The organism is Facklamia sp. P12955, from assembly GCF_050409565.1.
Lineage (GTDB): Bacteria > Bacillota > Bacilli > Lactobacillales > Aerococcaceae > Facklamia.
Genome location: NZ_JBNUPF010000029.1, coordinates 1 through 18,825, shown reverse-complemented (window position 1 = coordinate 18,825; position 18,825 = coordinate 1). Strand labels below are relative to the sequence as shown.

28 protein-coding genes and 1 pseudogene are annotated in these 18,825 nt (G+C 33.6%); 22 read left to right on the top strand and 7 right to left on the bottom strand.

Translation table 11 applies throughout. The features are described 5' to 3' along the window. Nucleotides 1–109: 109 nt before the first annotated feature. From ACQV2G_RS08010 to ACQV2G_RS08000, 3 genes are all read right to left on the bottom strand, one after another. Nucleotides 110–1,372: an NAD(P)/FAD-dependent oxidoreductase gene (locus ACQV2G_RS08010; RefSeq protein ID WP_428876561.1), complete on the bottom strand. Its 1,263-nt coding sequence runs from the start codon at nucleotides 1,370–1,372 to the stop codon at nucleotides 110–112. 95 nt (nucleotides 1,373–1,467) lie between these two features. After that, nucleotides 1,468–2,031, bottom strand: a complete 564-nt coding sequence (locus ACQV2G_RS08005) for a hypothetical protein (RefSeq protein ID WP_428875142.1) — start codon at nucleotides 2,029–2,031, stop codon at nucleotides 1,468–1,470. 68 nt (nucleotides 2,032–2,099) lie between these two features. Further along, nucleotides 2,100–2,630 carry a 3H domain-containing protein gene (locus ACQV2G_RS08000; protein WP_428874017.1) on the bottom strand — a complete coding sequence of 177 codons (531 nt, stop codon included), beginning with the start codon at nucleotides 2,628–2,630 and terminating at the stop codon, nucleotides 2,100–2,102. A 207-nt stretch (nucleotides 2,631–2,837) separates the two neighbouring features. On the opposite strand from ACQV2G_RS08000, the gene rplM reads away from it, so the two are divergent. Then, nucleotides 2,838–3,281 carry a 50S ribosomal protein L13 gene (rplM, locus tag ACQV2G_RS07995; RefSeq protein WP_428874018.1) on the top strand — a complete coding sequence of 148 codons (444 nt, stop codon included), beginning with the start codon at nucleotides 2,838–2,840 and terminating at the stop codon, nucleotides 3,279–3,281. A gap of 11 nt (nucleotides 3,282–3,292) precedes the next feature. After that, nucleotides 3,293–3,685: a 30S ribosomal protein S9 gene (gene rpsI, locus ACQV2G_RS07990; protein WP_090289633.1), complete on the top strand. Its 393-nt coding sequence runs from the start codon at nucleotides 3,293–3,295 to the stop codon at nucleotides 3,683–3,685. 80 nt (nucleotides 3,686–3,765) lie between these two features. Here rpsI and ACQV2G_RS07985 read toward each other — a convergent pair whose 3' ends face one another. Both ACQV2G_RS07985 and ACQV2G_RS07980 read right to left on the bottom strand, forming a co-directional pair. Beyond that, nucleotides 3,766–4,923 carry a tyrosine-type recombinase/integrase gene (locus tag ACQV2G_RS07985; RefSeq protein ID WP_428876562.1) on the bottom strand — a complete coding sequence of 386 codons (1,158 nt, stop codon included), beginning with the start codon at nucleotides 4,921–4,923 and terminating at the stop codon, nucleotides 3,766–3,768. Between the two features lie 97 nt (nucleotides 4,924–5,020). Then, entirely contained in the window at nucleotides 5,021–5,863 is an 843-nt protein-coding gene (locus ACQV2G_RS07980) for a helix-turn-helix domain-containing protein (RefSeq protein WP_428876560.1), read from the bottom strand. Nucleotides 5,864–5,986: 123 nt separating this feature from the next. Between ACQV2G_RS07980 and ACQV2G_RS07975 the strand changes: the two genes are divergently transcribed. The 14 genes from ACQV2G_RS07975 (at nucleotide 5,987) to ACQV2G_RS07910 (ending at nucleotide 14,125) form a co-directional block, all read left to right on the top strand. Continuing rightward, nucleotides 5,987–6,199, top strand: coding sequence for a helix-turn-helix transcriptional regulator (locus ACQV2G_RS07975; RefSeq protein WP_428876559.1), 213 nt, complete (start codon nucleotides 5,987–5,989; stop codon nucleotides 6,197–6,199). 2 nt (nucleotides 6,200–6,201) lie between these two features. Next, a complete protein-coding gene (locus ACQV2G_RS07970) occupies nucleotides 6,202–6,483 on the top strand; it encodes a hypothetical protein (protein WP_428876558.1) in 282 nt (93 codons plus the stop codon). Between the two features lie 152 nt (nucleotides 6,484–6,635). Continuing rightward, nucleotides 6,636–6,884, top strand: coding sequence for a hypothetical protein (locus tag ACQV2G_RS07965; protein WP_428876557.1), 249 nt, complete (start codon nucleotides 6,636–6,638; stop codon nucleotides 6,882–6,884). A gap of 33 nt (nucleotides 6,885–6,917) precedes the next feature. Next, on the top strand, nucleotides 6,918–8,573 hold the full coding sequence (locus ACQV2G_RS07960) for a phage resistance protein (RefSeq protein WP_428876556.1): 1,656 nt from the start codon (nucleotides 6,918–6,920) through the stop codon (nucleotides 8,571–8,573). A gap of 237 nt (nucleotides 8,574–8,810) precedes the next feature. After that, a complete protein-coding gene (locus ACQV2G_RS07955; protein ID WP_428876555.1) occupies nucleotides 8,811–9,620 on the top strand; it encodes a bifunctional DNA primase/polymerase in 810 nt (269 codons plus the stop codon). Between the two features lie 14 nt (nucleotides 9,621–9,634). After that, entirely contained in the window at nucleotides 9,635–9,811 is a 177-nt protein-coding gene (locus ACQV2G_RS07950) for a hypothetical protein (protein WP_428876554.1), read from the top strand. A gap of 113 nt (nucleotides 9,812–9,924) precedes the next feature. Beyond that, the gene (locus tag ACQV2G_RS07945) at nucleotides 9,925–10,125 is read left to right on the top strand and encodes a hypothetical protein (RefSeq protein WP_428876553.1); all 201 of its coding nucleotides are present in this window, start codon (nucleotides 9,925–9,927) and stop codon (nucleotides 10,123–10,125) included. Further along, nucleotides 10,115–10,393 carry a hypothetical protein gene (locus ACQV2G_RS07940; RefSeq protein ID WP_428876552.1) on the top strand — a complete coding sequence of 93 codons (279 nt, stop codon included), beginning with the start codon at nucleotides 10,115–10,117 and terminating at the stop codon, nucleotides 10,391–10,393. The genes ACQV2G_RS07945 and ACQV2G_RS07940 overlap by 11 nt, the downstream gene beginning before the upstream one ends. A 12-nt stretch (nucleotides 10,394–10,405) precedes the next feature. Next, nucleotides 10,406–10,549 carry a DUF2292 domain-containing protein gene (locus ACQV2G_RS07935; protein WP_428876551.1) on the top strand — a complete coding sequence of 48 codons (144 nt, stop codon included), beginning with the start codon at nucleotides 10,406–10,408 and terminating at the stop codon, nucleotides 10,547–10,549. A 76-nt stretch (nucleotides 10,550–10,625) separates the two neighbouring features. Beyond that, the gene (locus ACQV2G_RS07930; RefSeq protein WP_428876550.1) at nucleotides 10,626–11,105 is read left to right on the top strand and encodes a hypothetical protein; all 480 of its coding nucleotides are present in this window, start codon (nucleotides 10,626–10,628) and stop codon (nucleotides 11,103–11,105) included. 2 nt (nucleotides 11,106–11,107) lie between these two features. Continuing rightward, complete coding sequence (locus ACQV2G_RS07925) at nucleotides 11,108–11,641, top strand: hypothetical protein (RefSeq protein WP_428876549.1); 534 nt, start codon at nucleotides 11,108–11,110, stop codon at nucleotides 11,639–11,641. Nucleotides 11,642–11,643: 2 nt separating this feature from the next. Further along, nucleotides 11,644–12,225 (top strand): hypothetical protein, encoded by a 582-nt coding sequence (locus ACQV2G_RS07920; protein WP_428876548.1) that lies wholly within the window; start codon nucleotides 11,644–11,646, stop codon nucleotides 12,223–12,225. Nucleotides 12,226–12,239: 14 nt separating this feature from the next. Continuing rightward, a complete protein-coding gene (locus ACQV2G_RS07915) occupies nucleotides 12,240–12,626 on the top strand; it encodes a hypothetical protein (RefSeq protein WP_428876547.1) in 387 nt (128 codons plus the stop codon). A 218-nt stretch (nucleotides 12,627–12,844) separates the two neighbouring features. Further along, nucleotides 12,845–14,125, top strand: coding sequence for a hypothetical protein (locus ACQV2G_RS07910; RefSeq protein ID WP_428876546.1), 1,281 nt, complete (start codon nucleotides 12,845–12,847; stop codon nucleotides 14,123–14,125). 108 nt (nucleotides 14,126–14,233) lie between these two features. Here ACQV2G_RS07910 and ACQV2G_RS07905 read toward each other — a convergent pair whose 3' ends face one another. Both ACQV2G_RS07905 and ACQV2G_RS07900 read right to left on the bottom strand, forming a co-directional pair. Then, on the bottom strand, nucleotides 14,234–14,440 hold the full coding sequence (locus ACQV2G_RS07905) for a hypothetical protein (RefSeq protein WP_428876545.1): 207 nt from the start codon (nucleotides 14,438–14,440) through the stop codon (nucleotides 14,234–14,236). A 5-nt stretch (nucleotides 14,441–14,445) separates the two neighbouring features. Continuing rightward, nucleotides 14,446–14,826: a hypothetical protein gene (locus ACQV2G_RS07900; RefSeq protein ID WP_428876544.1), complete on the bottom strand. Its 381-nt coding sequence runs from the start codon at nucleotides 14,824–14,826 to the stop codon at nucleotides 14,446–14,448. 440 nt (nucleotides 14,827–15,266) lie between these two features. On the opposite strand from ACQV2G_RS07900, the gene ACQV2G_RS07895 reads away from it, so the two are divergent. From ACQV2G_RS07895 to ACQV2G_RS07870, 6 genes and pseudogenes are all read left to right on the top strand, one after another. Beyond that, the gene (locus ACQV2G_RS07895) at nucleotides 15,267–15,734 is read left to right on the top strand and encodes a hypothetical protein (protein WP_428876543.1); all 468 of its coding nucleotides are present in this window, start codon (nucleotides 15,267–15,269) and stop codon (nucleotides 15,732–15,734) included. A gap of 198 nt (nucleotides 15,735–15,932) precedes the next feature. Beyond that, nucleotides 15,933–16,874, top strand: coding sequence for an Abi family protein (locus ACQV2G_RS07890; RefSeq protein ID WP_428876542.1), 942 nt, complete (start codon nucleotides 15,933–15,935; stop codon nucleotides 16,872–16,874). 408 nt (nucleotides 16,875–17,282) lie between these two features. Then, nucleotides 17,283–17,636: a DUF5684 domain-containing protein gene (locus ACQV2G_RS07885; protein ID WP_428874019.1), complete on the top strand. Its 354-nt coding sequence runs from the start codon at nucleotides 17,283–17,285 to the stop codon at nucleotides 17,634–17,636. 153 nt (nucleotides 17,637–17,789) lie between these two features. Then, a complete protein-coding gene (locus ACQV2G_RS07880) occupies nucleotides 17,790–18,026 on the top strand; it encodes a hypothetical protein (protein ID WP_428876541.1) in 237 nt (78 codons plus the stop codon). Between the two features lie 2 nt (nucleotides 18,027–18,028). Beyond that, nucleotides 18,029–18,127: pseudogene (locus tag ACQV2G_RS07875) on the top strand (transposase); the annotation flags it as partial. A 68-nt stretch (nucleotides 18,128–18,195) separates the two neighbouring features. Beyond that, entirely contained in the window at nucleotides 18,196–18,528 is a 333-nt protein-coding gene (locus ACQV2G_RS07870; protein WP_428876563.1) for a hypothetical protein, read from the top strand. Nucleotides 18,529–18,825 lie beyond the last annotated feature (297 nt).

Here is an 18,825-nt window from a genome sequence, read left to right as displayed (position 1 = left end):
AGCCCTCTAAATCACCATAGGTTGGTGATTTAAAGGACTTTGTCTACAGTCTGAAACATCGCAAGCCTTGGCTGCGATGTTTTTTATTGCAATGAAAAATATAAACTCTTTACGAAGAAAGACTGAACCAAGCCGCGTGTTGTCCAGAAACAGCACCTGTTGCAAAAGCAGCTGTAATGTTATAGCCACCTGTATATCCATTAATGTCAATGATTTCACCACAGAAATAGAGGCCTTTCATTAATTTAGACGCCATGGTTTGAGGGGTGATTTCTTTTAAGTTAACCCCTCCACCCGTTACAAAACCTTTTTCAAGTGGTTGACTGCCATAAACAGTGAGTGGAAAAGCTTTGACTCGTTTCCACAGCGCTTCTTGAATAGAATGGTTGACTTGCTTATAAGCTGACTTTTCTTGGATTCCTACTTGTTTTTGAATCAAGCCATTTAGTTTGTCAGGTAACCATTGGCGCAGAATGTTATCAACTTGCTTTTCTCTTTGTTCTTCTGCCAGTTTCTTGAGCTCTTCATATGAAATATATGGGATAAGATCAATGGTTAGATTCGCAATTTTTTCTTGGCTTTCTTTAAGGTATAAATTGACATGGCCGGAGCATCTTAAAATAGCTGGTCCTGAATAACCAAAGTGGGTAAAAATCATATCCATTTGATGGGAAACAATTGTTTTCCCTTTTTTATCTAGTACTTTGACATTAACGTCCCTCAATGAAATACCTTGTAATGACTTGTCTTGAATAAAGGAATCGTTGGATAATAAGGGGACTTCAGTGGCATAAAAATCCGTCAAACTGTGACCAGCGTCTTTGGCCCACCGATAGCCATCTCCCGTCGAACCGGTGCGAGGATAGGCCTTGCCGCCTGAGGCCAAGATGACAGCTTTGGCAGTATATGTCGCTTTGCTGGTTTGAACACCTCTAACAGAAGCTGTTTCCTGATTATAAAGAACTTCTTCAACAGGTTCACCAGCAATTACTTCAATGGCATAATGTCTCATCTCATTAATTAAACAGTCGCGAATGGTGCGCGCAGAGTCCGAAATGGGGAACATCCGCCCATGATCTTCTTCTTTTAAGCGAACACCTCGTGTTTGAAAAAAATCGATTATATCTTGTGAATCAAATTGTTCTAATACAGAATAAAGAAACTTACCATTACCTGGAATATGGTCAATGAATACTTCACGAGGTGAACGATTGGTGACATTACAGCGGCCTCCTCCGGTAAGAATTAATTTGCGTCCTAATTTATAATTTTTTTCAAGTAACAGCACACGCGCGCCATTCATGCCAGCGTGGATTGCTGCCATCATTCCGCTAGTGCCTCCACCAATAACAATAACATCAGGGCGATTCATCATTTTCCTCCTCGCTAGGCATTTGTTTTGATTGTATTATAGGAAAAAAATAAAAGGCAAAGTGTTTCCACTTGCCTTTTAGTATATAGAATTTACTATACCATTGGATAGACAGGAATTTTAGCTCGTGTTGCTAATTGTTTAGCGAAATAATCACTTAAGAAATAATCAACCATGCCGTGGATAAGAGTTCCTCCACCCACTAGAACAATTAAAACATATAAGAAGTTTTCACTGGCTTGGCTAAAACCAGCTTGGGTGATCACATAGACGACGAATACTTCAGCAACCGCATGAATTAAGTTGATGATGAAAGAAAACGTCCATTTATTGCGACTTGTTGCTAACCATTGCGGTTTTTGTTGAAGCATTTTAGCGCCAACAAAAGCAAATACAACGTGCGAAGCAGCTCTTGCAACAATAATCATAGGAAAGCCAGCTAATTGAAATCCCAGACTAGTACCTAAACTTACTAAAACAGCTGTAAAAGGCGAAATAAACATGGCCATAAAAATTGCCACATGACTAGCCAAAGTATAAGAAGCAGGAGGAATCACAATTTTAAGTGGCATAACCATTGGTATGATAATACCAATTGCTGTGAGTAAGCTAGCGAACGTCAATTGGCGTGTTTTAGATAAGCGAGTAGTTTGAGACATAAGAACCTCCAAAAAATTTACTATAAAAGCAGTTTAACAACAATCTAAAATGGTGTCAAGACACCTATCTACACATAGAGGATTTTTTCTTGTGACAAAGCATTTTCGATTAGCTTAAATTCTTTTAGACTAGGCACCTGTATGGTATGTGAATGAATACCATCCGTTAAGGATGCTAACATTTCACCTTCATAAGTTGCCATACGTTCTAGAAAGGCTTCAAGATCAGCTTGCGAATGAATATGAAGGGCAGCAGACAATAAACCATAAACCGGATGCTCTATTTGCACATCAAGCACTTTACCCTGATAGGCTAATATTGTTTCTAACTCTAGCCGCATTTGACTATCATCATGACGACAAACAATCACCCCCGTATACCCCTTAGTAGCAGTATTGTTAATCGGGGAAGAAGGAATTAAATATCCCTGATTAGTGGCTAAAATTTCTACTTTATGATGGGCACGTAATAAAGCAATATCTCCAACAATTACCTGACGACTGACTTGATAACGACTAGCTAACTCATTGGCCGTTATCGCTTCGCTTTGTTCTTTTAAGAATGCTAAAATGGCTTGGCGTCTTTCTTGAGCTTTCATAAATTTCACTTCCTTTGAAATGATTATACCATGAAGGCAAATGACTGTTGATCGAAAGCAAAATAAATTTGAAGCAGTGTGAGAAAATCGCTTGACATTAGGGGTTAATAAGGAATATAATAGTTGACGGTATTGTTTACCCCACACATGAGCCCCGGAAACTCATCGTAACCGTAAACAACTAGACAAATATTGGAGGAAAACAACGTGCGTCAAACATATATGGCTAAAAAGAACGAAGTTGAACGCAACTGGGTATTATTAGATGCCACAGATATCCCATTGGGACGCCTTTCAACTGTTGTTGCATCAATCTTACGCGGAAAAAATAAACCCACCTATACCCCACACGTGGATACAGGTGACTTTGTAATCGTAATTAATGCTGAAAAAATTGCCTTAACTGGTAAAAAAGCAACAGACAAGAAATATTATAATTACTCAGGACATCCTGGTGGAATGCGTGTCACTACAGCAGGTGAAATGCGCGACAAGAAACCTACACGCTTAATCGAACGTTCAGTAAAAGGAATGTTACCAGACAACCGTTTAGGTCGCAAACAATTCACTAAACTTTTTGTCTATGAAGGTTCAGAGCATAACCATGCCGCTCAACAACCTAAAAAATTAGACATCAATACATTAATATAAGGAGGGATTAAATGGCTACAGTACAATACTTAGGAACAGGTCGTCGTAAAAACTCATCAGCACGCGTACGCTTAGTACCAGGAACTGGTGAATTCACTGTGAATGGTAAGCCTTTGGAAGAATACATTCCATTTGCTCACTTACACGAAGTAATCAACCAACCATTCAACGCTACTGAAACTTTAGGATCTTATGATGTTATTGTGAACGTAAAAGGTGGAGGCTTCTCTGGTCAATCAGGTGCCATTCGTCACGGAATCGCACGTGCATTATTAAACGTCGATCCAGACTTCCGTCCTGCATTAAAATCAGCTGGACTTCTAACACGTGACCCTCGTATGGTAGAACGTAAAAAACCAGGTCTTAAGAAAGCTCGTAAAGCTTCTCAATTCTCAAAACGTTAATCGTTATTATATCAACGTTTCAAGGCACTTTCCTTTATTGGAAAGTGTTTTTTTTTGTGCTTTGGCTAACTTTTGGCTAACTATTCTTTTAAATTTCTATAAGCTATTTCTCCAACTGCCATAGGTATAACATTAGATGAATTAATATATTCTTTCGTGATATTAGTATCTGAATGTGTAAGTGCTTCAGAAATCAATTCTAAGCTCAATCCTGCCTGCTTGGCTAAAGTGGCGCCAGTATGGCGAAGTTTATGAGGTGTAGCATGGACAAGTTCAGGGTGTCTATCCATATGTTTCTTCATACGATAATTTAAGTAATCAATATGAAGTTTTCTATTAATATTCCCTTGGGTATCTACATATGTAAAGACAAATTGTTCAGGACTTTGAATGATATTAAATCTACTTAGGAATTTTCTTTGCTCATTCTTCCACTGTTTTAAAAGAATACCTAATTCTTGTGGGATATTGAAAGTTGTTTTCTTTCTCCCTTTAGTTGTTTTAACATTGCCATATTTATCTAATGCTTGAACAATTGATACTTGCATCTGTTTAAAGTTGATGTGTTTCCACTGAAGGGCATAAGTTTCTGACTTTCTATCAGATAAGAAGAAGGTGGTTAAAAACAGAGCGTAATCTTTTGTTTCTAAAAGTCCTTCCTCATAATCTTCTCTTAAAGTGGTTAACCACGTTCTCAATTGTTCTTGAGACAAAAATTTAGCTTCATCAGCTTTTGAATTATCTAATTCAATTTTCTTTATAGATTTTATTCTCTTTAGAGAGCTATTCAACTTATTTGATTGAATGTAATCATGTTCTTCAGCCCAGTTCATAACAGACAAGAAATAACCTCTCAAAGCTTTGAAATTAGCGTACTCTTTAGCCTTAGAGGTCATCAAGTCTGTTACAAGCCGTTTATTATCATTTAAATAATCTATTTTATATTTGCCAAACATAGGTAAGATGTGACATTTAAAGACCAATTTGGTGTTATTAATTGTTGCTAAACTTGGAGGTTTAGCTGCAGATGTTGTTTGTCCATCAATATATGATGGAAGCCACATTTCATTATAAAAGTCTTTAAATGAAATCTTCTTATTTGGAGTGATATTACCCTCTTCAATCGACAATCTAAATCTTGCTTCAGCTAATTCAGCTTCTTTTCTCGATTTAAAGCCCCTTTTCTTAGTAATGATCTTCTTACCAGTCTTATCAGTTCCATAATAGCCGGTGTACATAAATCTTCTTTGGCCATTACTTAATCTATACTCTTTTATCATTTTTGTTTCCTTTCCACCTAGTACGCTGCCCAGTGACTATGATGGTGGGGAGGGGTTATTTATTTAAATTGTCTAGTTTGCTATTATATTCAGTTAAAATCTCTTCTAATTCTTTCTGAATTAAGTTCAAGTTGTCTTGATAATCATTTATCTTTTTCTTTAATAAGTGCATATATCTTTTATCAAGTGCTGATATATATGCTTGTTTTTCTATTTCTTGTTTTGTTATTTCTTCTGGCGAATACTTACTGAATAATTTAAGTCTTTCTTCTTTAAGTAAATTATCAAACTCAAATTTACCTGGATTATCAAAAACTATTTTATTCTTTAATCGATCTAAAATAGAAATGTATTTATGATATAAATCAACCGGTTTTGTTATGACGTAATTATCAGAATACTTCATTTTTATTACGGCACAAGTTTTTTGAAGTAATTCATCGACGGAGACTTTCCCTAATAAATTGCTATTATTAATAGTATAATCTTCACCAATTTCTCCTTTAGATGCAGCTAACCGATAAGTAACACTACTAATTATCTCGTCTTGTTTTTCTGCAAAAAAGCTTAATATAGTAGGTTTTGTCGCTTGATTATTATCTTCTTTTAAAATATTAGATATTGTAGAATAAATAACTCCTTTATTTTCAAGGTCTTCATATAATACAGATAAAAAATAGTTTTCAAAAGATCCATACAATAGTTCTTCTACTGTAATGTTAAATATTTCGGATAATTTTGCTAACCTTTTCTTATTAGGAAGATTATCTCCTCTTTCCCAATTACTAATAGCGCTCTGACCAGCACCTATTTTTTTACCTAGATCGACCATAGTTAATTGTTTGCTTTTTCTTAACCTCGATATTCTTGCTCCTACTTCCAAAGAATCAGGCTTCATAAAATCCTCCTTTCTATTTAGTAGAATTATACAATAAATTATCAGAAAAGAACAGAATTTAATTGACAAGCTATAAATTCTGATGTATTCTGATATCAGAAAAGAACAGAAAGAGGTGATTTTGTGAATGATGTAGTGGCTGGATACCGAAAAATGGCAGGTAAAAGTCAATCAGAAATGGCAAAGGCTTTAAATATAAGTACTAATACCTATCGTAATAAAGAATTAGGAAAGTCTGAATTTAATTCAAAAGAGATGTTTAATTTTCTCAAACTTGTCAAATTAAAAAAGCCAGATGTTACTTTGGAAGATATTTTCTTAAGTGAGGAAGTGTAAAAATGGAACAACCACAATTGCAGGTAATACTAACACCTGAATCACAGAAACTGTTTCTATCTAATGTAGGTAAGTTATTGGATGAAGCAATTGAAGAAGCAGCTGAGAAAGCAAAGATTGCTAAAAGATATGTAACACAACAAGAGCTAAAGAAAATGCTTCAAATTGGAGCGGATACTTTAAGCGATCTTGAAGCCAGGGGATTAAGAAGAATCCCTTTAGGACGAAAGTGGTTATACGATACAGAAGAAGTTACAGAGATACTAAATTCAATGAAAATATAAATCCTATGTACGCTGCCCAGTGCAAGGAGAGTAAATTTGGAGACAAAAAAAGCCAAAGCAAACGGCAATTTGCTAAGGCAATAATTAAATATTTATCCGTCTCCATTATAGCATAGATAACAATAAGCATAAATATAGAATGGAGTAATAAAATGGAAAACAATGAAATAAAAAAACTAAATGACTTTGGTAGTGATTTATCAGATTTATATAGAGTAATGGAACTCTATCAGGGAAATATTGATGCTTTATCTTTGATAAGAAGAAGTGATAAGTTCGAAATTCAGTACTTTATAAATTTGGTTGATCAATTCTTAGATACGCAATTCCACTACAATCAAAAGATTATGAAAGATTTAGATGACATTGCAGCTTACTTAATGAATGTTGGGGAGGAATAGAAAATGAAAAAAGAATAGGAAGGGGGGAACCCTTTGAGTTTGGATGAAATGGACGCGAAGTATTTAACGGATGAATTAAGTCTTATTAAAGTGAACATTGATAATATTAAGCAAATCAAGAACCTAGCAATTTTAAAAAAGATTTTAAATAAAATATTCTTTACTGATATTAAATCAAATTTTCATGTAGCAGAGAACTTAGGTAATGCTTATGTTAAGAGATATTCTGTAGAACCAGAAACTTATAAAAACATACCACTGTCTTATATTATTGAGCCTAAAAAGACGGGAGCTTTTTATGGAAGCTTGTATAAAAAGGTAGATAAGGAAGGTATGGAAACACAAGAGTTCAAAGAGTATTCATTTAATAGCTATGCAAGATTTTTAATAGACCTGGTCTCTCAAAAAGTTATTTATTCAAAGTTACTAGATCAGTTTGTTATAGTTGAAAGCTTCACTTATACAGTCATCAATCAAGAGAATTTTAATGATTATTACCAAGTGCATCGAAACAGTAAACTTTTTATAGATGATTTCTTAGACATGATGTTAGAAGTTTATTCTGATTATATTGGCGAAAGGCATAACTATAATGTTTTCAATACTTCACTTGCTGGCAAAGATTGGAAATTTGATTGCAAAACATTGGAAATGGGTAACACTCTTCCTAGAGAGAACGAATTATATTTTACCTATTATGAAGTTTCTAAATCAGAATTAAATCTCAAGTTTGCTGATGATATGTTTAAAAAGATTATGAACGAGAAAGAAAGTTTAAATAATATTCGTTTACTTCACGCTTATATTCTTTTAAGAAAGATGAAGCTAATACCTGCTGAAAAATGGTTTCTTTTAAAAGATTTTGGCAGAACGGGGAAAGGCTTGTTGCTAAAGACTCTGTATAATATTTTTAAAGTGAATCCAGTTAATATGGATGCTCTTGTGAACAATCAAGGAGCTAGTACAGAAAATGCTTGGCTTAGTTTTAAAGGAGCTGATGTAGCCCATGCTAATGAATCAGGCGCTATTGATATCAAAGCTATGCGAGTTCTTAGAAAAATCGCAACGGGTGAAATTATCACAGGTAGATCGTTAGGGAACAATGCAGTCACATTCAAGAATGAATCAGTGTTAGTACTCGATACCAATGAGAACGTGGATATCGGATCAATAACAGCTAATACATCAAGGACAGTAAAAATAGCATTTAAAGACCGACCACCAGGTGAAACTACTCAAGAAAGACATGAATTCTTTAAACCATATTGGGATTTTATTGAACCGGACAACGAACTATCTGATATAGCTTCAATATCGTTTCTGATAAATAGCTTAAATTATTTAAGAGATATTGGCGGAGAATTCAAATTTAAAGATACAGTTCTTAAAAACTATTCCAGTGCAGATGATTTTACTGAAACACAACGTCTGATCATTCTAACTGTTGCAAGACACGGATTTGTCTTAGCAGGCGATGAAGATCTTAAAAAAGCTATTTCAGAAGATTACGGGAATTTGAGGTACAAGGAAGCTAAAGATGACATGAAAAAAATTGGCATTGCAATAAATAAACAAAAGTGGATTGAAGGTTCTAATTTAAAAGTTCATAAAATCAAGGACAAGAAACTTTTTAATGTCTCGTTAAAAATGTTAGAAGAAGAAAATCAAAGGCTAAATCCTAACTCTTAATTAAGGGTTAGGAATCAAAACCTAACCCTTATGGGAAAATATGAAGAGTTAGCCTATCTCTTACCTATCTTATAAAAAAACCCTTGGAAACTAATTATAACAATACCTAGCTTTCCTAACCCTTGTTACTATGCTTATATACTTTTTAATTAAAAGAATGCTTTAATATCAACGTTTCTTTTTTTTATTTTTAATACCTTACTATAGGGGACGCAAATAAGAGTTAGAGTGGAGGAAGTGGAAGATTTGGATGGATATAGAGCAGCGCTTTTATTCTTGAAAGAAGGTTTGCAGACCGTTCCTTTAGACAAAAATAAAAAGCCTATTTTATCTTTTAGAGATTTAGAAATTTCTAAAATTTTTATTGAAAGAAACAAGTATGCATATTCAAAAGTTACTGCTTTAGGAGCTTTAACTCGAGGCTTTTGGTGTATCGATATTGATGTTCATGGTTCGAATGGATATGAATCTTTAAAAGACTCTTCTTATTACGAAGAACTTAAAGAAAACATGAAAAATACGCTTGTACAAAAAACTCCAAGCGGTGGCCTGCATATAATTTTTAAAAAGAAAGAGTGTTTTAGTTATGGCCAAAAAATAAATTATCTAGACGGAGTAGATATTAAAGCGCATGATAACAATTACTTTGTAATTGGAGGAAGTGTGACCTCGAAGGGTGAGTATGAAATCATTAATGAATATGAACCTAAATTTTATGAGGGAAAATTCGAAAGCCTAATTTTTTCAAACTTTAAAAATTACCAAGAACAAATGTTAAGTAAATATTCAATAAGAGCTACTCTAAAAAATTATGATTTATCTCATTTAGGTAGTGTTGGGAGTGGATTAGGTAAACAAGCTTATGAAAGAATCTTATCAGGAGAATCAACTGAACGAAATAATGACTTGTATCTCGCTTCAACCTATGCAAAGCAATGTGGTGTGTCATTGGAACCATTGAGAGTGCTGATTGGAGACAACAAGAACGGTGACATATTTACAGAGTCCGAATGGATAGCAACCGTTAATAGTGCAAATAAAAATTAATAAAGGAGAACTCTATGGACGATAAAAATATTTTTAAAGAGATAGCTTCTTTAAAAAGAGGTATAAATGATCTCTATAGTGAGATTGAAAGTCTGGAATTTAAATTGACTCAAAAGATTACAGAAGAAAAAACAGATTTGGAATTTCAAATCAGCCGTGTTGAAGACATGGTAACAGAAACGTTTGAATAAGGTGTAGTACACTATCCTGCCAATGCTAAAAAGCTAAAAGATGATATAGCCTTTTAGAGATAGTTGTTTGATAAATATGAAAAAGCCCAAATTATCAATAAGGAGAAATAACTATGAAAGAAACACTAAAAGATAGAGTAGAAAGCTTAGAAGCTGAATGTGCAGCCTTAAGAAGGTTATTGAATGAGTTTGAACGGGCAACTTTAAATATGGTAGATGAAAAGATAAAAGAAGCTACTTTTGATTATTGCACTTTAGATGAAGTGGGAGATTACTATGATTTAGAAGTAGGAGGAAATTACGATGATTATTAAACTGAATACATGTATTAAAAATAACGAAGGTAGCTTTTTAGAGAGAGTGAATAAATATCGAAACAGAAGACTTAACCAACTTAAAGAAAAGAACTACTCAATCGAAGAATTGCATTTTCTAATAGCCTGTTATGAAGCTGAACAAATTATATTAATGGAAGAAGTCCAAAACGCTGAAGAATTAGACGATCTAAAAGATTATTTAATGGCTGGTTATGACCGACATGCTGACACAGAGTCTATCAGAGACGAATTAAACCTATACTAAAAGGAGTAAGAAATGAAAAATATAACTAAAATAACTATCGAAGTAAATGGAGTTCAAGAAACGATTGAAGCTCCCGACTTTGGACAGGTAGTCATTAAGATACAAAATGGGAAACCGCAAATGGTAGAAACGACTAAAAAGAAACAATTTAAATAGTCTGACTAGATAAACTAGAGGACACGCTAAGCAACTAAAATGCTAGTGTGTCTTTTTCTTTGCAAGGAGTAAAAACGTGGCCATAACAGTTGAAAACATTTATGCAGTAAAGCGGTATTTAAAGATACCTAAAAGGATTCAACGTTTAGAACAATTGCTTGCAAGAGTGTCACCTGATTACTATCAATCACACAGTTTTACTGGTGTAGGAATTCCTTACGATCTAACCGATACTATGCAAGGTTGTATCTGTCCTGAAAATGGAGCTTTAGAAATTATAACGAAAGAAAACGTTTATAAAAAGCTAATTAAGAAGCTTTCTAAGCGATATTTATTTTTTGTAGAAGAATTTACTCTACCAGAAATAGAACACCTTAAACAAAACATATACAGTGATTTAGACCTACTTGTAAGAGCGTGCAAACAAATTGACGAGATAAACGAATATTATGAGTTCATGGAAGAATCGGTTATTTATTCGGAAGAAGACAAGGAGAACATAGAGGAAGTACATAATATAAATGATCAGTTAGAGGAAATGTTTGGAGGGATATAGCTATGATAAGTGGGCATCTTGCGACTGATAGAAACTTAAGAATACATATAAGACATCATACAATCAAATATTTAATAAATGTTATTTATAATCGTTCACCAACACGGGGCTACACTATAGAAGATACTAAAGACTTTATGCAGGCAGTTAAAGGACTACCTAAAGATCAAGGTAAATATATTTTTACACGGTATTTACAAGGGAAAGGAAAGATTTTAAACCATGTAGAAACGTGTAGTAAAATTAATATCTCACAATCTAAAGGAAGAAAGCTAATGAATGAAGCTATAAAAAACATAGCTGAAAGTATGCTCATAATGAAAATTTCAAGATGTAAGCTGATAAAAATAGAAAGCATTGATGATTATCTAGCTACTAGTTCGAAAAATTTAAATTTTAAGATACGGTTATTCTCAGATGGCTTTCATGCAGATGATTATGAGATATTAGAATGCCACAAAGAACCATACAGCAGTATAACCAATTATAAAGTAAAAGTATATTACTCAAAATGGATAGATAAAAAGGAGAAATAATAATGAAAAAATTAAACTTAATCGAAAAAGAACTAACAGAGATGATTCAAAAACGTGATCGAGACATTGAAGAGTACAAAGAAAGAATAGAACAGGTTAAAAATCAGATAGACCAGGCAAACAAGAAGATTGAAGAAGCACGTGTGAATGTAGATATAGAACTAAATAAAGAAGGACAAACTGAACTATGGGAAGCTAAGCATACACTTGAACTATATCAGAAGAACTTAGATGAATTACAGAACAAGCCTTTAATCAGTAAGGAAGAATATAGTTCCTACTCTAAAAAGATTAAATCATTAGCTACTGAGGAAGATAAAGAATTAGAGCTATCACTTACTGATGCTCTAAAAGAATTGAAGAAAGTAGCGAATCAATCGTTAGCTAATAATAAAAAAGCACAAGAGCTGATTGATGTCCTAACAGTTGATATATGTAAGGTTAACGAGATGAAACATCCTTACAACCTAACATCTAATGGATCAGTAGATTTATCTAAAAGTCGATATAATTTTAATCATGAGATCATAGGAGCGTATTCTCAAATAGAAAACCTTCCATTGGTTAAGCGATTAGATATTTAAGGAGGAATAAAACGATGGATAATGAATTAAATAATACCCCTACCCCTAATGAACCTATAGAAACAACCGCTAATGAACATGATCCCTATGCTTGGTATAGAGAATTAGAGGAAGCAGCAAAGCGTAATAATCAGCGTAAAGAAGAAGAGTTTAAAAACTACTTACAAAAGGAAAGAGAGAAGCATGAACAGCAACAGATCGAGGTTAACAAATTGTTTGCTAAAGCAATTCAACGAAGTTCAGATGAAGATCGAAAACAAAAACAAAAAGAAATTGAAAAAGAAAAGCAAAGAGTGATCGAAGAAGTAGAAAAGAAGTATGAAGAGAAAGGTATCAAGACTGAAAAGACAATTAAACAAGAAGAAGCTTTATTAAAAATGATTAGAGGATTGAATAGTTAAAATCATTAAAATCTTAATTCCTAAAAACAGTTGACAGAGGGAAATATTTTAAAGGGGGGCATACCTCCCCCTCCCGGCTGTCGGCCGCACTTCACGCCGTACTGTACATATTTTCTCGCGGCAGACTATCCCTGGTAATATAACAATCTTAAAAAAATAAGCCTTATCTAAGGGGCTTAATTTATAGAAAAAAACACTCGAAAGGGTTGATAAATTAAATGGAATATAAAGGAATTGACTACTTAAGTAGAAAGCTAAATAATCGAAGGCGAAGAGTAAATTTAAGATATGAGCAATACGCTATGAAAAAGGTAGATCCAGCATTGGATTTTGTTATACCCGCCTTACTAAGGAGACAATATCGTTCAGTTTTAGGATGGTGTTCAAAAAGTGTAGACGCTCTAGCAGACAGACTGGTTTTTAGAGAGTTTGCAGAGGATAACTTTAATTTAAATGAACTGTTTCAGATGAACAATCCGGATACACTCTTTGACAGCGCGATACTTTCAGCGTTAATTGCTTCTTGTTGTTTTGTCTATATCTCAGAAGATAAAAACGGGTATCCAAGATTGCAAGTAATCGAAGCTAGTGAAGCAACGGGAGAAATTGACCCGATAACCGGTTTCTTGACAGAAGGTTATGCCGTATTAAAAAGAGACGGCATTGGAAATCCATTAATCGAAGCTTATTTCTTACCTGGTGTGACTTATATCTATGAGAAGGGTATGAAACCATTAGCTTATACCAACGCTGCACCAGCACCCTTATTAGTTCCTATAATTCATAGACCAGACGCGGTTAGGCCGTTTGGACGGTCAAGAATATCTAGATCTGCTATGTATTGGCAAAATTATGCTAAGCGAGTTTTAGAGCGTTCTGATGTGACCGCAGAGTTTTATTCATTCCCTCAAAAGTATGTGGTGGGAACTAGCCAAGATTCTGAAAAATTAGATAGTTGGAGAGCCACAATTTCATCAATGCTAGAGTTCACTAAAGATGATGAGGGCGACAAGCCGACGTTAGGTCAATTCACTACTCAATCAATGACTCCATTTATGGAACAGCTAAGAATAGCGGCAGCTGGTTTTGCTGGAGAAGCAGGATTAACTTTAGATGATTTAGGGTTTGTATCAGACAATCCGTCAAGCGCAGAAGCCATTAAAGCTAGTCATGAGAATCTGAGGCTTGCAGGTCGAAAAGCTCAAAGAAGTATAGGATCCGGATTTCTCAATGTTGGTATTCTCGCAGCGTGCCTTAGAGATGGATTTACCTATGAAAGAAAAGCTTTTTATAGAACAAAACCAAAGTGGGAGCCATTATTTGAATCAGACGCTTCAGGTATTTCAGCAATTGGAGATGGTATTATTAAACTGAATCAAGCGTTGCCAGGTTTTGTTACCCCTGAACTTATCAGAGACCTTACTGGAATTGAAGGAGACCAGGAAAATATGAATTCTAAGCTCATTACAGGATTAGTGATTGATGATATAACTATATAAGGTAACTCTAGGCAATCAATCGATTCAGTTTAGATAGGAATTGATTAGTTATTTAATTATCTGTATGAGTGCATAATAAAAGGCCCTATAAAAGGGCTCATCAATAATTTATTTGACTAACTTTATTGTGGGATAATCTGGATCGTTAAGATACTCATCAAAGTATATTTTACCCATTGATTGTAATCTATATAAGGTATCAGCAACCTTTTCTTTTTCTATCCCATTCTTTGTAAAACTATATAAATTTATAGGTGTATTCATCCTTAAATGTGTTTCAATAATATCTAATGCTTTATAATCATTTAATTCCATTTTAATTACTCATCTCCTTCTCTATTAGTATATAAAAATTTATAACTATCTAGATAAACATTGACGTCATAAAGATTAGAAGACAAAGCTCTATAACTATTTTTACTATTCTGCTTTACAAAAGCCTTTGTTATAGCTCTAGAATAATCCGAAAAGAGTTTAAATTTTTCTTTACTAATGTTATTTCTAACTCTCACTAAATGATAATGATGATATTCTCTTTCTAAATTTTTATTAATCTCTCTTAAAATGTGTAGTGCTGTTTTCTTATCATTTTGGTTATAAAAATGATAGGCTTCTTCTACTTTATTTAAATACCAATCTATGTTATCTAAAGTATCTTCCAAAGCTATTTCTTCCAATTCAAACGGCAACGGAACTCTCATTGTTTCTCCTCCCTTTTTAATACCAATATACCAAAAACCATTCTCATAGCATAGGGTGGTATAAAAAAGATAAAGAAAATAGGGTACACAGAGGTTTAGGTTTCGCATAATATTTAAACCCCTTTAGTTTTTACTAGAGGGGATTTAACTTCGATTCTAAACTTATTTCAGGGTTGATTATGAGTGGTAGTATGCTAGATGAGTAGAGAATGGGGATAAATAATTGCTACTATTCTCAATAGAATAGGAGAATTGCTTTCAAGTTAAAATGGGAGTAAGGATTTTGAAAGTATGAGAATAACCATTGTTTAATAGTGGTGGTTATTTTTTAACTTTTTTTAATATTTATACTATACTAATATTAAAAGAAAAATTGTCGCTATGTATTTTAATTGGATGAAAAATTACAAGTAAGTATTAATCTATCAATGGAGGACACTATGAGAAAAACAATCTTATTATTATCGAGTGTTTTTGTATTGTCGGCTTGTGGGAGTTCAAACAATGTTGCCGATAATGATGAAACTACTGAAGAGTCAGTTGAAGTAACTACAACTATTGAGGTGAAGGATATGGAATCTAAAGCAAAAGAACTCTTTGGAAATGATATTCGTTTTGAAATAAATGAAGAAGTTTCAACTAGTGATATTGCTGAACCTCACACAGAGTATAGAATTACGCTAACGGATACTTCTATCGCAGAAGCAAATGATCGTATTGATAGTAACCAAGGAACTGACGGAGATTTAGAGAAAATACGTGACCTCCGAGAAAAGACTAAAGAATTAGCACAAGACTTAGACAATAATTTAGATGCAGTTGTTACTGATTACATTAATGAAGTTGATAACATTTATCTATTGGCATATAGCCAGAAAAATAATGATATTATTCCAATTGTAGAATAATAAACCAGTCATAACTAGCTCCGTAAGGATTAATTGTGGATGTTTGCCGATAGAATAATTAGAGAAATAATCAAATAGTTACTCTTGACAATAAATTTTAGTGTATTATACTATTAATAAATCAATCGCCTGCCAGTTCTTAGATGAACACACCTATATGGTGACGGTGGGCTTTTTTAGTACTTGGAGGTATGCTTTTTGCATTATCAAAATTTAAGCCATGAAGATTTAGTTGATTTACTAATAGAGAGAAAAATGAAATTTGATGATGTAGAAAGAGCAGCGAATAAGCTCAAACAGATTTCTTATTATAAAATTAAAGAATTTGCTTTACCCCTAGCCAAAGTCACACCACAAAAAGATGCCCCTAGCTTAATTGATTTTAGAGGAATCAAATTTGAAGAAATTATTACGAGATATTATAGAGATAAAAATTTTAGACAGTTTATTTTACATGCATTGGAGGATATAGAAGTTGCCTTACAGGCTCAGATAGCATATGTTTTAGGTCAATCCAATGGAGATTATGGATATTTGGATTTTTTGAAATGGTCCGATACAACAAATAATTCCACTAGGAAAATAATGTCCATTGAAAATAAAATTAAGAAGGAACTTAGTTATCAAATTGATAAAACAGAAAGTGCAGAGTTGAAAGAAAAGTTACAATTTGGAGGTAATCCCGATTTCCCTCCTATATGGTTGGCTACAGATCATTTAATGTTTGGTGACTTAGTAAAAATTTTAGAAATAATGTCATCAAAACGTATTAAGAAAATTTCTAATTTCTTTAAATGTAGCGTAGATGAATTAAGATCATGGATGAAGTGCTTAAATTTGATACGAAATATATCAGCTCATAATTCAAATTTAATAGATATTCGTATAAAAACCTCACCTAAGATAAGGAAAGAATGGGAAGTGTGGTTATATAAAGAACAAGAAAATCTCATAACAAATAGAATTAGCGTTCCTTTAATAATCTTAATTTATTTAATAAAGCAGATTAATCCACGATATAGGTTTAATTATATAAAAAAATCGATAAATACAATTTGCAAAAATGATAATTCTACTGCAAAGTACTATGGATTTTCAAATAAAACATCTGTAAATGAAATTTTTGATAAATGTAGGTAGAACATTATAATCACAGGGCAACGTACTAAGTTAATTTGTGGCTAACCATTTGGCTAACTTTCCAAAAAATATTAGAAATTGTTGGAAAGTATATTTGTAAGGAATGTTATTATATCGGCCTTTAGCTAATATTAGCAACTAACAATAACCATTAAAATAACAAACCAGGTCTTAAGAAAGCTCGTAAAGCTTCTCAATTCTCAAAACGTTAGGACAGTCGTTGCGAACTTGTTCCCTTACGAATGTGCTATGGGACGGAGATTCCGCAGGAATCGAGTACCAATCATTATTACAGCAGATATTCAAGACACTTTCCTTTATTGGAAGGTGTTTTTTGTTTTTAAATTTTATTTGTTATTTTTAATTTTATATAGTATACTTAAAAAATATAAGAAGGAGAGTGAGTAAATGGGAAATATGTCAGACGGTTTTTCAAGTATACTATACATGGTATTTGTAATTATTTTTATTGTAGGTATGTGGAAACTTTTTGAAAAGGCTGGTGAAGCTGGGTGGAAGTCACTGATCCCTATTTATCAACTATATATTCAATTTAAAATTGTATACGGTAATGGATGGAAAGTGTTATGGCTATTAGTTCCGCTAGCAAATATCTATTTTATCATCATGTTTTGTTTAGACTTAGCAAAAGTGTTTGGAAAGGGTGTTGGATATGGTCTCGGGCTTCTTTTCGGATTCCCACTTTTTTCAGTAATTTTAGGCTTTGATGATTCAGAATATTTGGGACCAAAACGTAAATAAATGATGCACCTATTTTTATTATATGAATATCATTTATACTTAAACATCTTCCGTTAGGGAGATATCAGTATGTAGATAAAACCCTCTAGATCACAACTTATAGTGATTTAGAGGGCTTTTTTATGTATAATAAAAAGAAAATGGGTGATTTCCATGATGTCAGTTAATGCCGATAGTAAAACATTTGAAGCACGTAATCAGATCGCTTTTCATGCCCTTGAAGAACTCGTTCTTGAAGACCATCTTCTGAGAAAAATTGATCGCCCTATAAATTTTTCATTCAACTATGCTTTAGTAGAAGATGTCTATTGTTTGGATAGTGGACGTCCATGTTTTGATCCGATTACGCTTATCAAAATCTCATCATTCAACATCTCTAAGGTATTCTAAGCATGCGCCAAACCATTCAAGAAATTCAAGTGAATGTTGCTTATCGCTGGTTCTTAGGATTATCTCTCACGGATTCAGTGCCCCATTTTTCAACCTTTGGAAAGAATTACAAGTGGCGTTTTGAAGGAACAAGTATCGCCCAACAGATTTTTAGCCAGATACTCACGCAGTGTTTGGAGGCAGGAGTAGTCGATACCCAAGCAGTTTTTATGGATGTACTCACGTCAAAGCTTGTGCGAATGGCCGGAAATATACCAACGAAGAAGTGCCGGTACAAGCCAAATGGTTGGCAGATGAAATGCTGGAAGCTGTTCAAGCAGATCGGATGATTCATAGAAAAAAGTCGCTAAAAAACACAAAAAAGGAGACCTTAATAAAGTCCCAAACAATCAGTCCCAATGATCCGGAGGTAGGGTGGTTTCATAAAGGGGACCATGGCCAAGTTTTTGCCTATACTATTCAAACAGCTTGCGATCGCAAGGGGATGGGTATTAGCTTATAGTGTCCATTCAGGAAATACCTACGATACACTGGCTTTCCCCTTCTTATTTGAAAAAATCCCTTCTTTTAATCCGACTTATTTAATAGCAGATGCAGGGTACACAACGCCTATCAATGCACATTTTCTATAAAAATATGAAAATACACTGGTGTTCCTTATACGCGACCAAGACGCAAACTAAAAATAGAGATGTTGCTTATGACGCGTGCTATAATTGTTATTTAGATATAAATTGCAAATACAACTTAGCCACCTAGTACAAAGGAGTCCTCGCCCATGAGAAGTGTGAGTTCAATG

Excerpts from the sequence above, each read along its gene's own strand:
- ACQV2G_RS08010 (WP_428876561.1), bottom strand. The coding sequence starts at position 1,372 with ATGAATCGCCCTGATGTTATTGTTATTGGTGGAGGCACTAGCGGAATG.
- ACQV2G_RS08005 (WP_428875142.1), bottom strand. The coding sequence starts at position 2,031 with ATGTCTCAAACTACTCGCTTATCTAAAACACGCCAATTGACGTTCGCT.
- ACQV2G_RS08000 (WP_428874017.1), bottom strand. The coding sequence starts at position 2,630 with ATGAAAGCTCAAGAAAGACGCCAAGCCATTTTAGCATTCTTAAAAGAA.
- rpsI (WP_090289633.1), top strand. The coding sequence starts at position 3,293 with ATGGCTACAGTACAATACTTAGGAACAGGTCGTCGTAAAAACTCATCA.
- ACQV2G_RS07985 (WP_428876562.1), bottom strand. The coding sequence starts at position 4,923 with ATGTACACCGGCTATTATGGAACTGATAAGACTGGTAAGAAGATCATT.
- ACQV2G_RS07980 (WP_428876560.1), bottom strand. The coding sequence starts at position 5,863 with ATGAAGCCTGATTCTTTGGAAGTAGGAGCAAGAATATCGAGGTTAAGA.
- ACQV2G_RS07970 (WP_428876558.1), top strand. The coding sequence starts at position 6,202 with ATGGAACAACCACAATTGCAGGTAATACTAACACCTGAATCACAGAAA.
- ACQV2G_RS07965 (WP_428876557.1), top strand. The coding sequence starts at position 6,636 with ATGGAAAACAATGAAATAAAAAAACTAAATGACTTTGGTAGTGATTTA.
- ACQV2G_RS07950 (WP_428876554.1), top strand. The coding sequence starts at position 9,635 with ATGGACGATAAAAATATTTTTAAAGAGATAGCTTCTTTAAAAAGAGGT.
- ACQV2G_RS07945 (WP_428876553.1), top strand. The coding sequence starts at position 9,925 with ATGAAAGAAACACTAAAAGATAGAGTAGAAAGCTTAGAAGCTGAATGT.
- ACQV2G_RS07940 (WP_428876552.1), top strand. The coding sequence starts at position 10,115 with ATGATTATTAAACTGAATACATGTATTAAAAATAACGAAGGTAGCTTT.
- ACQV2G_RS07935 (WP_428876551.1), top strand. The coding sequence starts at position 10,406 with ATGAAAAATATAACTAAAATAACTATCGAAGTAAATGGAGTTCAAGAA.
- ACQV2G_RS07925 (WP_428876549.1), top strand. The coding sequence starts at position 11,108 with ATGATAAGTGGGCATCTTGCGACTGATAGAAACTTAAGAATACATATA.
- ACQV2G_RS07920 (WP_428876548.1), top strand. The coding sequence starts at position 11,644 with ATGAAAAAATTAAACTTAATCGAAAAAGAACTAACAGAGATGATTCAA.
- ACQV2G_RS07915 (WP_428876547.1), top strand. The coding sequence starts at position 12,240 with ATGGATAATGAATTAAATAATACCCCTACCCCTAATGAACCTATAGAA.
- ACQV2G_RS07910 (WP_428876546.1), top strand. The coding sequence starts at position 12,845 with ATGGAATATAAAGGAATTGACTACTTAAGTAGAAAGCTAAATAATCGA.
- ACQV2G_RS07905 (WP_428876545.1), bottom strand. The coding sequence starts at position 14,440 with ATGGAATTAAATGATTATAAAGCATTAGATATTATTGAAACACATTTA.
- ACQV2G_RS07900 (WP_428876544.1), bottom strand. The coding sequence starts at position 14,826 with ATGAGAGTTCCGTTGCCGTTTGAATTGGAAGAAATAGCTTTGGAAGAT.
- ACQV2G_RS07895 (WP_428876543.1), top strand. The coding sequence starts at position 15,267 with ATGAGAAAAACAATCTTATTATTATCGAGTGTTTTTGTATTGTCGGCT.
- ACQV2G_RS07885 (WP_428874019.1), top strand. The coding sequence starts at position 17,283 with ATGGGAAATATGTCAGACGGTTTTTCAAGTATACTATACATGGTATTT.
- ACQV2G_RS07880 (WP_428876541.1), top strand. The coding sequence starts at position 17,790 with ATGATGTCAGTTAATGCCGATAGTAAAACATTTGAAGCACGTAATCAG.